Origin of the sequence: Streptomyces sp. NPDC046977 (assembly GCF_040644455.1) — a bacterium.
Lineage (GTDB): Bacteria > Actinomycetota > Actinomycetes > Streptomycetales > Streptomycetaceae > Actinacidiphila.
This window is the reverse complement of record NZ_JBEYWO010000006.1, coordinates 290,540-302,207: the sequence shown is the minus strand read 5'-3', so window position 1 is coordinate 302,207 and position 11,668 is coordinate 290,540. Positions and strand designations below refer to the sequence as shown.

Below are 11,668 nucleotides of genomic sequence, written 5' to 3'. Positions count from 1 at the left end.
CCGGCCCGGATGCGTCGTCAGGCGCCCACGCGGGGCGGCGTGCTGGTGCCGTGCACGCGCTCGGCGTGAGCGGCGTACACAGCCCGGGCGGCGTCCGTCAAAGCAGTGCGGTCGGGCTCGGGCACGTCGGCGAGCAGTGCCGCGACGACCTCCGGGGCGGCCTCGTACGTCGCCATGCCGAGGGACAGCGGCAGCGCCTCCTGCGGGGTGCGGGCCATCCCGTGCTCGCCGAGCTGCTTCCACTCGGCCGCGGTGACGTACCGCTCGGTGAGGGGAAGGATCTCCTTCTCCTCCAGCGCCAGGTGCTCCACGAGGGCGGGCAGCAACCGCTCGACGGCTTCAGCGAGTTGCTCGCCGTTCCGGCCCGTGGCCCGCCACTGCGGCAGCAGCCCGGTCACCTCCGCGTAGCTGCGCTCGATGGCGTGGTGCTGCTCCTCCATCGTGGGCACGATCGCCGTCGCGCTGTCGCCGGCCCGCTCGAGCAGGCGCGGCCACAGCAGCAGGTCCTCCCCCTCGTGGTGCAGATGGAGGATGAGGCAGACCTGTTCGGCATGGGCCCCGATGACGTCCGCGCGCTCGGCGTCACCCGGCGTCACGTCCCGCACCAATTGCGGGAGCAGGCGGAACTCCCGGCGCAGCATGGTGTGCGCCATATACATGTCTCTCACGTCCGCCATGGGCTCGTTCAACCGGGTCATTTCAACACCTCTATTGCTGTGGGAACGCAGTACGTGCGGCCGCCCGGTATCCCGTGGCAACCCTCGACGGGCGCGGGGAATTTCGCCGGCACGGCAATTCACGGGGTCGGCGCATTGCGGGCGGCTCTCCACCCGCGGTGCCACTCTACAGGGTATGTGCGTACGCAAGCAAATATGCGCGAACGTCATCATCCCCTGCCTCTGAACTGGTACTTCCCGTCGCCAGGTGCCCGTCCGGGCGGCTCTCCCTCCCCGATGGCAGCGGCACACCGGCCCGATCGGTCCTACGCCCGGAGCCGTAGACCCAATGTCCCCTTCATGTCCGCTCCCCGATGACTTGACGAGGGACAATCCCACTTTTTAACTGGTGAAGCCGGCGCCCTGATTGCCGCGGTGCGACGGAACTTCCGCCGGCGAAGGGTGAATTCCTCCGATTCTCGAGAACGGGACAACAATGAGCACTGCCCGCACGGCCCGCACGGCCCGCATCATGGGGCGCGACGTGGACGTCTCCCGGGCCGCACCCGATGTGGTGCGGTTCCTCGCCTCCTACTTCGAGGCGAAGTCGGCGGACGACGTGGACGTCCTGATGGGCCATTTCCTGCCCGAGTCGGTCACGTACACCGACGCCACGCTCGGGTGGATCTTCCACGACTGGCAGACCCTGTACGACAAGTTCGCGGAGCTGCTGGCGGCCTGGCCGGCGGAGGCCGTCGCCTGGCCCACCCGCATCGTCGGCGACTTCGACAGCGCCGTGGTGTTCTTCACCGACTCGCCGGAGATGTTCGGCCGCGAGCTGCGCGCCGCCGGCACGGTCGACTTCCGCGAAGGGAAGATCGTCCGCTGGGTCGACACCTGGGACGGGCGCTCGCTGACCGCCGAGACCGCCGCCTCGATGCGTGTCCCGCACGACGTCTACCCCGCGGACTTCGGCGAGGAGAAGCTCGGGGAGAAGGCCGCGCCCGTCCTGCGGCGGGCCGCCCGCGCGTTCGCCGTGGCGCTGGCGGCGGGGGATGCCGCCCAGGCGTCGTCCCTGCTCCACGAGGACGTCGTCTTCGAGGACACTTCCCTGCACCTCCTGCTCGAAGGGCGGTCCCAGACGCGGGACTTCCTCGACCGCACCCTGGCCGACCTGGCCTACGGTCCGGGCTCGACGCTGCGGCACGTCGTGGGCAGCGCCCAGGGAGGCGCGTACGAGTGGAGCACGGGGGGCCGGGTTCCGGCGGGCGTCACCACGCTCGAACTGGACGAGGACGGCACGATCACCCGCGTGACGTCCACGTGGGACGCCTCCCTGACCCCGGAGGCCGTCCTGCACCGGATCCAGAACGCGGCCATCGTGCCGTGACCCGCGTCCGGGCGCCGCACCGCCGGGGCCGTGCCCCGTCGGTGCCCGCCCGCCGACCTCACCATCCCTGATCCAAAGGAAGTTTCAACGTGTCCGGCACCAAGCCGCGCCACCTCGGGGCGGTGCTCGCCCTGCTGGCATTCGCCCAGATGATCGTCGCCATCGACTACAACATCGTGTTCGTCGCCCTGCCCGAGATCGGCGCCGATCTCGGTTTCACCGCGCAGAACCTCCAGTGGGTGGTCTCCGCCTACGCCGTCGCCTTCGGGGGGTTCCTGCTGCTCGGGGGCCGTGCCACCGACCTGTTCGGCCGCAAGAACATGTTCCTGCTGGGCATGTTCCTCTACGCCGCCTCCTCCCTGGTGGGAGCGCTGGCCGCGGCGCCCTGGATCCTCGTCGCCGCACGGGCGGTGCAGGGTCTGGGGGGCGCGTTCCTGGCCCCCGCGACCCTGTCCCTGGTGACGACCCTGTTCCCCGAAGGACGGGAGCGGATCCGGGCCCTGTCGGTGTGGGGCGGCGCCGGCGGCGCCGGCATGGTCCTCGGCTCCATCCTCGGCGGGGTGCTGACGGACGCCTTCGCCTGGTCCGCCGTGTTCTACGTCAACGTGGCCATGGCCGGCGCCGGACTGATCGCGGCACTCGTCCTGCTGCCCAGGACCGCCCGGGCCGCGCGCGGCGGCTTCGACCTGCCCGGCGCGGTGCTCGGCACCGCGTCCTCCTCCCTGCTGGTCATCGGCCTCGTGCAGGGGCCGGACCGGGGCTGGGCCGCTCCGGTCGTCGTATGGTCCCTGGTGCTCGCGGTCGTGCTGTTCGCGCTGTTCGTGGTGGTCGAGGGCAGGTCCGCCTCGCCGCTCGTGCCCCTGAGGCTGTTCCGCAACCGGGACCTGTCGACCGGCACGGTCGTCACCTTCCTGTTCATGGCAACCTTCGGTGCGCTGGCCTACTTCCTCACCCTGCTCTGGCAGTCGGTCCAGGGGTACAGCGCTCTCACCACCGGCTTCGCCTTCGTCGTCCCCTCCGGCCTGGCCCTCGTCGGCACCTTCGCCGGGGGACGGGCCGCCACCCGGGCCGGGACGCGCACGACGCTGCTCCTCGCCCTGGCGATCAGCACCGCCGGCGCCGCCGGGCTCGCCCTGACGATCAGCGCCGACCGGCCCTATGCCGTGATCGCCGTCCCGCTGGCCGTGCTGTCGCTGGGGCAGGGCATGGTGTTCGTGACAATGTTCGCCGCCGCCTCGACCGGCGTTCCGGCCGAGGACCAGGGCATCGGCAGCGGCATCGCCACGACCGGCCAGCAGATCGGCGGCGCCGTCGGCCTGGCCCTGCTGATCGCGCTGGCCGGCGCGGTCGACGGGTCGCACGCCGAGGCCGATCCGGCCCGGGTCGTCGACGGCATCAGGGCCGCCGTCTGGGCCATCACCGCCGGCATCGGCCTGACCGCACTGGCCGTCCTGAACCTGCGGCGGCCCCCCTCCACCATCCGTGCCACGAGCACGGCCGCAGCCGGGACCGCCGCAGAACTGTCCGGCGACCGCGGACGCTGACCCGTCCCCCACCGCGCGCGGTGCGGGCCCGGTGACCTCGGCGCCCGGCACCGCCCGTGTGCCACGATGTGCGGCCCGGCGATCCCGGGGCCGCACATCGGCGCGCCCGGGCACCACCGTTCAGGGCGCCACGGGCTCCAGCACCTGCTCGGCCCAGATGGTCTTGCCCACGGGCAGGTACCGGGTTCCCCAGCGGTGCGAGCACTGGGCGACCAGGAAGAGCCCGCGCCCTCCCTCGTCGGTGGTGGCGGCCCTGCGAATGTGCGGGAAGGTACTCGACGCGTCGCTGACCTCGCAGATCAGCGTCCGGTCGAGTACCAGCCGGAGCCGTATCGGGTCATGGCCGTGGCGGATGGCGTTGGTGATCAGCTCGCTGACGACGAGTTCCATGTCGAAGGCCAGGCGCTCCAGGCCCCACTGCTCCAGCTGCCGCCGCGCCAGGGCCCGCATGCTGCCCACGGCACCGGGGACGGGCGGCACGGTCCACGTGGCCACCTTCTCGGGGTCGAGGGTGCGCGTCCGGGCGAGGAGGACGGCCAGACCGTTGTCCGTCGGGAGGTGGGGGGCGATGAAGTCGGCGATGGCGGCGCATGTGTCGTCGAGCGGACGGCTCCGGCCGGCGATGACCGTGCCGAGCCGGACGGCCAGGGCGTGTGCCTTGTCGGGGTCAAGGAGCGCGTGGCTGCAGAGCACCAGGGTGCTTCCCTCGCCGAGTTCCACGTCCAGCGGCTCGAACACCGGGTCCCCCAGGCCGAGCGGGTTGTTGACCGGCAGATCGGGAAACGTCACCTCCCCCTCCCGGCTGACGACGGCCGGCGGGTGGTGGCCGGCACTGGCCATCACGCAGCGCCGCGAAATGGGGTCGTAGACGGCGTACACGCAGGTGGCGCCCTTCAGGGCCTCCACCACGGGTGCGGAGCCCGAGGCGTGTTCGCGCTCCAGGAGGCGTGGCACCATCTCGTCGATCTGGCCGAGCAACTCGTCCGGGGTGAGGTCCAGTTGGGCCAGCGTACGGATCGCGGAACTCAGGTGCCCCATGCACGCGGCCGCCTGGAACCCCTCGCCGGGCACCGCGCCCACGACCAGCGCCACCCGCGCACCCGACAGGGGGATCACGTCGAACCAGTCGCCGCCGACGCCCGCGTGCCGGCGGGACGGCCGGTAGTGGTGGGCCACCTCGACCGCGCTCTGGTCCGCGACGCTGCGCGGCAGCATGCTGGCGTGCAGGGTGAGGGCCGCCGCGTGCTCGTTGGTGTAGCGGCGGGCGTTGTCCACGCAGACCGCGGCGCGCGCGACGACGTCCTTGGCGAGAACGAGGTCGTCCTCCTCGAAGGGCCGCGTGCGCTTGCGGTACAGATGCACGAAGCCCAGGGTCACGCCCCTGGCGCGCACGGGCACGAGGATCAGGGAGCCGATGCCGTACTTGTGCATGGCCCGGACGCGCCGGTCGGCGGAGTTGCGCAGCCACGCGCCGTCGAGGTCGAGGTGCGGGATGAGCCGCGGCTGCCCGTCGACGAGGCTTTGCACATGGGGCGAGTCGATGGTGTAGCTCCGCAGCTGCCCGAGCTCGGCGAGCCCCTCGAAGACACCGGGTTCGGCGGCCTTCCGAGCCACCAGGCGCACCGCGACCCGGCCGGTGCACGCCGGCTCGGGGTCCGGCTCCGTGCCCGCCATGACGCGGTCCAGGAGGTCGACCACCGCGATGTCGGCGAATCGCGGCACCAGCATGTCCACGAGCTCCTCGCACGTGCGCCGCACGTCGAGCGTCGTCCCGATGCGGACCGCGGCCTCGCCGATGAGGGCCAGGCGCTCCCGCGTCCGGTACTGGTCGGTGATGTCGATGATCAGGTCGGCCACTCCGAGGACACCGCCGTCCGGTCCGGTCAGGACCACGGAGGACACGTCCCACACATGGTCCCGGTCCGGATCCGCGGGGGTGCGCCCGTGATGGACGGCGTGGACGATCGGCTGCCCGGTCTCCAGGACCTTCCTGATCCTGCACTCGATCGCCCCGGCGTCCAGCCCCGGCAGGAGCTCGCCGATGGAGCGGCCGAGTGCCTCCTCCTCGGGGAAGCCGTGGATACGCTCCAGCGCGCTGTTGACCCGCGCGACACGCAGGTCCCGGTCGTATACCGCGACGCCGATGGGCGCTTGGGTGAACAGCGCCTCCAGGAGGGCCTCCCCCTCGACCGTCGCGCGCGGGCCGACGGGGACGGCGACGACCACGCAGCCCTCTCCCGGCAGGCCCCCCGGGGCCTGCATGCGCGAGGTGTGGAGGACGACATCGGCGGGCGGGCCCTCCCGGCGGGCGAGCACGACACGATGCCCTGACGGGCCCCCTTCCGCCGGGCCCGCGGCCCTTCCCTGCTGGTGCGCGAAGGCCTCCGGCCACAGGGCCGCCACCGAGCGCCCGACGACCTCGGAGGGGCGGTAGCCGAAGAGTTCCTCGGCGGCGGCGCTCCACGCGGAGACGAGGCCGTGGCCGTCGAGTACGAAGCCGGCGACCTTCTGGTCGCCGGGCGGGGGACGGCTCGCGGCGCGATTGCCCATGCTCGGTCCTGTCAGGCGAGGGACGTCCGCGGGCCGACGTCGACCGCGGACGGCCGGCGCCGGTGGTTCCGCGGCCGGTACCACCGACGGGTGGCTCTCACCTTCAGCGTAAGCAGACCACCTGCCTCCCGCCCGGCTGCCGGCCCTCCGCACGGCTCCCCCGTATCGCCGGGCACACTGTGTGCTACATACCGGTCGCGCTGCGATGCGCGCGGGTGCGCGTGACGACCGCCACATCATGCCGTTTGACCTGGATTTTCCCGGGAATTGGCCGGATCGGGGACCGGTGGAACACACTGTCTCCACTGATCGGACACCGGCGCGTGTGATCATAAGTCGCATGAGTTGCCACTCCCTCGAGTCCGCCCCCGCCGAAGTGCACGGGGCGGACAGCCCTTTGGCCGTCCTGCCGGGCCCGCGCCCCGGCGCCCGAAGGGAGGGGGCGACGCCTCTTCCACAGCTCGATGCCGCCCTCTGCGAGGTCTTCGACGCCTACGAGGCCCTGGGCACCACCGGGCCGGCCGAGGCATGGGCCGCGTTCACGGACGGTTTCCAGTGGACGGCGTCGCTGCCCGCCGCCGAGCCGGCCGCGGACGACCCCCACGGCGCCCCCACGGCCCGCCCCGCCGACGGCGGTCACATGGTCTCGGGAACGTGGCGTCCGGCGGCTGCCGCGCGGGAGGGACGCTGGATCGCTCTGCCGGTCCGGGCGGGAGACGGCACCCCGGTCTTCGCCGTGCGCCGCTCGCAGGGCACGCACGACGTCGCCGACGGCACATTCCGGGTCAGTGGTCTGTTCGTGCCGACGGGCATGACGAGTTCCGCGGAGGGCACGGCTCTGGGCAGCCGGCACACGGCTTACGCGTGGTGCGCCGCCCTGGGGATGGCGTTCGGCTTCGGGCGGCTCCTCCTCGCGCAGGCCGACGGCCTGCCCGCTCACCCGGAGGGGACGACCTCCTCCCACCTCACTGCGCTGCTGACCCGCGAGCGCGAGGCGGTACGGGGCCACCTGCGGCGCCTGCCCGTCGGGCCGGGCGGCGATGAGCTGCTGGCGGAGCGGGTGCGAGCGGGCGCCGACCTCGTGCGCGACGTGTACGCGGCGGGCGCGGCCGGGGCGGCCGGACCGACCGCGTCGGCGCCACTGCTCCTCGCGGGCGCGCCGCTGCTCCAGTTCGCGAGGTTCGCCACGGAGCTGCTGCCGCCGGGCGCCGCCGGGGCGTGACCTCGGCCGCGGGAGCTCGGCGTGCCCGGCGTACGGGCACGCTCCTGCGTCACAGCGTTCTCCAGGACGGTGGCACAAGTTGCACCCGTCCCGACCATATTACTTGCTTGCGAACGCACACATTGCTAGGTTCATTGCGCACAGCATGGCGCCTGCGGGGACCGCCTCGCCACTCAACCGGATACCGGCGAAAACCCTCCGCCGCGCGACGGTACAGTCTCACCCCGACCTCTTGGGCCCACCGTGCGAATGGAGCCGGAGATTCCGTCATACATCCTGGTACCGGAAGACCCCGTCTTCGCTTCCAAGTTCCGTACCGTCGAAGAACCCCTGCTGTATTCACTGCACTTCTGGTACCGGGGCGAGATTCCCGCCCACCAGAGCGACGTGGTGGACACCGCGTACTCCAGTTACGGGGAAGTGCTGCGCTCGTTCCCGGCACGGCTTCGCCGGCTGATCTGGGAATGCACTTCCGGGCAGAGCGACCGCGATTCCCCAGGCGAATCCGCCGACCCGCCGTTGCCCCGCCTCCATCCCGTCGCCGTCCGGCAGTCGGACCTCGATTCCCTCGACCGCTGCTGCCGGATGCTGCGCACCGCGCACCGGGAGGGCCCCACGAACCCGCTCGGCGAGATCCTCGACGAACTGGGTGAGGGGATCGACCTCGCGGACACCTTCTCCCGCGTGCTCCAGGTCCTGAGACTCCCGGCCCCCCAAGGGCTGATCGCGCGCTCCTTAGGCAGCCGGACGCCCCACAGGGAGGAGCACGTCCAGTACTGCTCCGAGATGATCCGGGCCCTGAGCGACGGCGACGAGTTCCAGCAGCTCGCCCATCGGGCCCTGTACCGGACCTTCGACTCGGCGACGAATTGAACCGCGTTCCCCGGGCGTTCCACCGGCGGACGGGCACCACCGCGACACCAGGAGGTATCCCGGTCCCGGGAGGGCGAGACTGGGGACATGGGAACCGTGGAGTTCGGCAGGGCGGTGCGCCGGTGGCGCGACAAGGTGTCTCCCGAAACGGTGGGCGTGCCCGCGGGCGGTCACCGGCGTGCGGCGGGGCTGCGCCGCGAGGAACTGGCCCAGCTCGCGGGGATCTCCGTCGACTACGTCACCCGGCTGGAACAGGGCCGCGCCTCCAACCCGTCCGCGCAGGTCGTGGAGGCCATGGCACGGGCGCTGCGGCTGTCGCCGACGGAACGCGGCCATCTCTTCGAGCTCGCCGGGCTGGCACCGCCGGGGCCCGAGACGGTCCCCGCGTACATCACCCCGAGCGTCCACCGGCTGCTGGACCGCATGACCGGCACCCCCGTCGCGGTCTACGACGCCTCCTGGACGCTGCTCCAGTACAACCCGCCCTACGCGGCCCTGATGGGCGACCCCTCCGGATGGCGCGGCAACGAGCGCAACGGCGTCTGGCGGCACTTCCTGGGCGCCGACGAGGGCCGCGTCCTGCGCACGGCACAGGAGAGGGCCGACTTCGAGACCGCCGTCGTCTCCGACCTGAGGGCCGCCGCCGCCCGCTATCCGTCCGACCGGCAGCTACGGCACCTGGTCGGCGAACTGCGGGCGCACAGCGGCAGATTCGCGGAGCTGTGGGACTCCGGCGCGGTCGGCCGCCACGAGGCCGCGCGCAAGACCATCGACCATCCGGCGGTCGGCCCCGTACGGCTGGACTGCGACGTGCTCACCGTGGCCGGCAGCGACCTGCGCATCATGGTCTACACCGCCGAACCCGGCACCGAGGACGCCGAACGCCTCGCCCTGCTCACCGTGCTCGGCACGGGCACCGCGAGCGGACCGCGCTGACCGGGCCCTGCGGCGCGGACAGGGCGGCTGTCACTTCCGCGCCATGGCGCGGAACGTCGCACCCCGGTCGATTCCCCTTGCGAATGGCTACGATCGCCGAGGCAAGAGCAGTCCTGAACGGTGGAATTCATGGAATTGTCCGCGGCCTATCCGGTGTTCCGCGCACCCGACACGAAATCGGCCCTGACCGTGGCCTCCCGTCTCGCGCGCTGCGGATCCGTCCGGGGACATCCGGCGGTGTTCGTGAACGCCGAGCTGGCGAACGTCGCGGACGCGCTGAAGGCCCGCACCCTCTTTCCAGGGGGCTGGTATTCGTTCGGGGATTCCCACGTCCGCATGGGGGACCTGCCCGGCGACGGGGAGGCGGTCGCCCGGCTGCTGCCCGGCGAGGTCGACGTGGAGGAGGTCGTGGACGAAAGTGCTCTTCGGCGCTTTCTCCCGCTCACCGCCCCGGGGGCGTGCGGGCATCTGACCTGGGCGGGTCTGAGCTGGCCGGCCGTTCCGGGACTGGGGCTGGGCCCGCAGTGCGAGCGTGCGGGCGTGCAGTTGTGCATCAACTCCACCGTCGACTACAAACGGGTCCTGGGGAACACCGTGTATGTGCACATGCGCCCCGGTGAGGCCGAGCGGGCACACGACCTCGCCCACCGCGTGGGACAGGCGGTCCTCGGTCCGGCCGAAGGGGGATGGTGACGCGCCGTGCCGGTGGGCGGCCCGACCGGTTCAGTCGAGTCCGGCCGCGATGGTTTCGAGTTGCTCGGCGAAGCCGGCGACCGTGGCCGCTTCCAGGTGGTCGATGACGCGCTTGCGGGCGCTCGCCAGATTCGTGGGGTACGCGGACTGCAGCCGCCGCAGGCCTTCGGCCGTCAGGCTCGCCACGCTCCCCCGGGCGTCGTTGGCGTCGCGCTGCTTCACCACCCAGCCGCGGGTCTGCATCGCGTCGGCCACACGCGAGATCCGGCTGACGGACAGCGCGGTCGCGGCGGCGAGATCGGTCATGCGCATCTCGCGTTCCGCGGCCTCGGACAGGTGCACCAGTACCGCGTACTCGGACATCGTCAGCCCGGTGACCTTCAGCAGGTCGTCGTCCAACGCCTTCGGCAGTGCCACCATGACGCGCATCAGCGCACGCCAGAAGCGGTCCTCGTCCGGGTTCAGGGGCGCATCCGATGTCACCGGAGCAGACTACCCTGCCCTCCCTTCCTCACCCGGCCTTTCGCTGCTTTGCGTGCGCACGCAACACCGTGGTACGTTCCGGCACGGCGGATGCGGACTCGCCCCTCGACTTCGCACGATGGCCACGGGTCCCCGACATTCCCGCCTGCCGCACCTTCGCGGCGGGAAAGACCCGCGGGCGCCTTGCGCGTCCGCTCCCCGCTCCACCCTCCCCACGACCGGAGCCGGCGCTCGGCCGGCCCCTCAACGTCAGCCCCTGGATCCGGCGTTGCGTCATGTGGTGAGCGATCGGTCCACCGCGCGCGACGACCGAATCGACTCCGCCGGAATGGATGCGATGCCTGAGACGAACGACCTGCTCGAGGTCGAGGAGATCGCGTACCGCCTGCTGGTGACGGCCGGCACGGTCTCGGTGGATCAGGTCGCGGCGGAAACCGGCGTCTCCGCCGAAGCGTCGGAGGAGGCACTGACGTCGCTGGTCGCGAAAGGGCTGGCCGACCGCACCTGCCGGCCGGACGCCCGGTTCAGCCCCGCGGCGCAGCCCGTCACGGAGGTCCAGGCGCGGCTGCGGCAGCAGGCGGAGGCCCTGGACCGGGCTCGTGCCACCGTCGAGACACTGTTGACGACCTATCACACCGTCGCCGACCGCACGGCGAGTCAGCCTGTCGAGCGGATCACCGGCGCGGCGGCGATCGCCCACCGTGTCGAACTCCTCCAGGAGGAGGCCCGGCACGAGATGGTCTGGCTGGTCAGGTCCCAGGACTTCCTGACGGGCGGCCACCGCTTCGGCGACCACGTCCGCCACCGCGTGCTGTGCGGCGGCACCGTCGTCCGTGGGGACGCCGAAGGCGATGTCGCACGGCATCTGGCGCGCTTCGAGGGCCTCGCGCGCGTCGTCCCGCACGTACCCGTGGACCTGGCGATCTCGGACCGCGACGCGGGCCTGTGCCTGCTCGCTCCCGAGCCCCCGGGGGACGAGTCCTTGCCGCCGACGGCCGTCGTCGTCCGCGACAGCGGCATTCTCGACGCGCTGAGACTCCTCTTCGAGACCCAGTGGGAGATGTCGCTCCCCTGGCAGGGGCAGGGGGCCTCCGTCGGCGAGGGCGACGCGTCCGATGCCGCCCCCGCGGCCCTGGACGAGGCGGATCTGCGGATACTCACGCTGCTCATAGAGGGCGCCACGGAAAAGGCGGCGGCCCGGCATCTGGGGGTGAGCCTGCGCACGCTGCAACGCCGGATCGGGCGCCTGATGACCCTCACGGGTGCGTCGAGCCGTATGCAGTTGGCATGGCAGGCGGCCCGCAGGGGGTGGCTCCGCTGA

Annotated in this window: 10 protein-coding genes; 7 read left to right on the top strand and 3 right to left on the bottom strand. The window is 72.1% G+C overall.

Translation table 11 applies throughout. The features are described 5' to 3' along the window. Window positions 1-17 precede the first annotated feature (17 nt). A complete protein-coding gene (locus ABZ883_RS12465; RefSeq protein ID WP_360905557.1) occupies window positions 18-698 on the bottom strand; it encodes a hemerythrin domain-containing protein in 681 nt (226 codons plus the stop codon). Window positions 699-1,152: 454 nt separating this feature from the next. On the opposite strand from ABZ883_RS12465, the gene ABZ883_RS12460 reads away from it, so the two are divergent. Both ABZ883_RS12460 and ABZ883_RS12455 read left to right on the top strand, forming a co-directional pair. Then, window positions 1,153-2,046, top strand: coding sequence for a nuclear transport factor 2 family protein (locus ABZ883_RS12460; RefSeq protein WP_360905556.1), 894 nt, complete (start codon window positions 1,153-1,155; stop codon window positions 2,044-2,046). Between the two features lie 89 nt (window positions 2,047-2,135). Continuing rightward, window positions 2,136-3,590: an MFS transporter gene (locus ABZ883_RS12455; protein WP_360905555.1), complete on the top strand. Its 1,455-nt coding sequence runs from the start codon at window positions 2,136-2,138 to the stop codon at window positions 3,588-3,590. A 120-nt stretch (window positions 3,591-3,710) separates the two neighbouring features. On the opposite strand, the gene ABZ883_RS12450 is transcribed toward ABZ883_RS12455, so the two are convergent. After that, entirely contained in the window at window positions 3,711-6,140 is a 2,430-nt protein-coding gene (locus tag ABZ883_RS12450) for a SpoIIE family protein phosphatase (RefSeq protein ID WP_360905554.1), read from the bottom strand. Between the two features lie 340 nt (window positions 6,141-6,480). Between ABZ883_RS12450 and ABZ883_RS12445 the strand changes: the two genes are divergently transcribed. The 4 genes from ABZ883_RS12445 to ABZ883_RS12430 all read left to right on the top strand — a co-directional run bounded on the left by ABZ883_RS12445 (window position 6,481) and on the right by ABZ883_RS12430 (window position 9,864). Then, window positions 6,481-7,362, top strand: coding sequence for a hypothetical protein (locus ABZ883_RS12445; RefSeq protein ID WP_360905553.1), 882 nt, complete (start codon window positions 6,481-6,483; stop codon window positions 7,360-7,362). 249 nt (window positions 7,363-7,611) lie between these two features. Continuing rightward, window positions 7,612-8,235 (top strand): hypothetical protein, encoded by a 624-nt coding sequence (locus ABZ883_RS12440; RefSeq protein ID WP_360905552.1) that lies wholly within the window; start codon window positions 7,612-7,614, stop codon window positions 8,233-8,235. Between the two features lie 87 nt (window positions 8,236-8,322). Continuing rightward, window positions 8,323-9,171, top strand: a complete 849-nt coding sequence (locus ABZ883_RS12435; protein ID WP_360905551.1) for a helix-turn-helix transcriptional regulator — start codon at window positions 8,323-8,325, stop codon at window positions 9,169-9,171. 129 nt (window positions 9,172-9,300) lie between these two features. After that, window positions 9,301-9,864, top strand: a complete 564-nt coding sequence (locus ABZ883_RS12430; RefSeq protein WP_360905550.1) for a hypothetical protein — start codon at window positions 9,301-9,303, stop codon at window positions 9,862-9,864. A gap of 30 nt (window positions 9,865-9,894) precedes the next feature. Here the strand turns inward: ABZ883_RS12430 and ABZ883_RS12425 are convergent, their stop codons facing one another. After that, window positions 9,895-10,347, bottom strand: a complete 453-nt coding sequence (locus tag ABZ883_RS12425; RefSeq protein ID WP_360905549.1) for a MarR family transcriptional regulator — start codon at window positions 10,345-10,347, stop codon at window positions 9,895-9,897. A gap of 337 nt (window positions 10,348-10,684) precedes the next feature. On the opposite strand from ABZ883_RS12425, the gene ABZ883_RS12420 reads away from it, so the two are divergent. Further along, entirely contained in the window at window positions 10,685-11,668 is a 984-nt protein-coding gene (locus ABZ883_RS12420; RefSeq protein WP_360905548.1) for a helix-turn-helix transcriptional regulator, read from the top strand.

Bases quoted from the DNA above. Each gene is read 5' to 3' on its own strand.
- ABZ883_RS12465 (WP_360905557.1), bottom strand. From the start codon at position 698: ATGACCCGGTTGAACGAGCCCATGGCGGACGTGAGAGACATGTATATG.
- ABZ883_RS12460 (WP_360905556.1), top strand. From the start codon at position 1,153: ATGAGCACTGCCCGCACGGCCCGCACGGCCCGCATCATGGGGCGCGAC.
- ABZ883_RS12450 (WP_360905554.1), bottom strand. From the start codon at position 6,140: ATGGGCAATCGCGCCGCGAGCCGTCCCCCGCCCGGCGACCAGAAGGTC.
- ABZ883_RS12445 (WP_360905553.1), top strand. From the start codon at position 6,481: ATGAGTTGCCACTCCCTCGAGTCCGCCCCCGCCGAAGTGCACGGGGCG.
- ABZ883_RS12440 (WP_360905552.1), top strand. From the start codon at position 7,612: ATGGAGCCGGAGATTCCGTCATACATCCTGGTACCGGAAGACCCCGTC.
- ABZ883_RS12435 (WP_360905551.1), top strand. From the start codon at position 8,323: ATGGGAACCGTGGAGTTCGGCAGGGCGGTGCGCCGGTGGCGCGACAAG.
- ABZ883_RS12430 (WP_360905550.1), top strand. From the start codon at position 9,301: ATGGAATTGTCCGCGGCCTATCCGGTGTTCCGCGCACCCGACACGAAA.
- ABZ883_RS12420 (WP_360905548.1), top strand. From the start codon at position 10,685: ATGCCTGAGACGAACGACCTGCTCGAGGTCGAGGAGATCGCGTACCGC.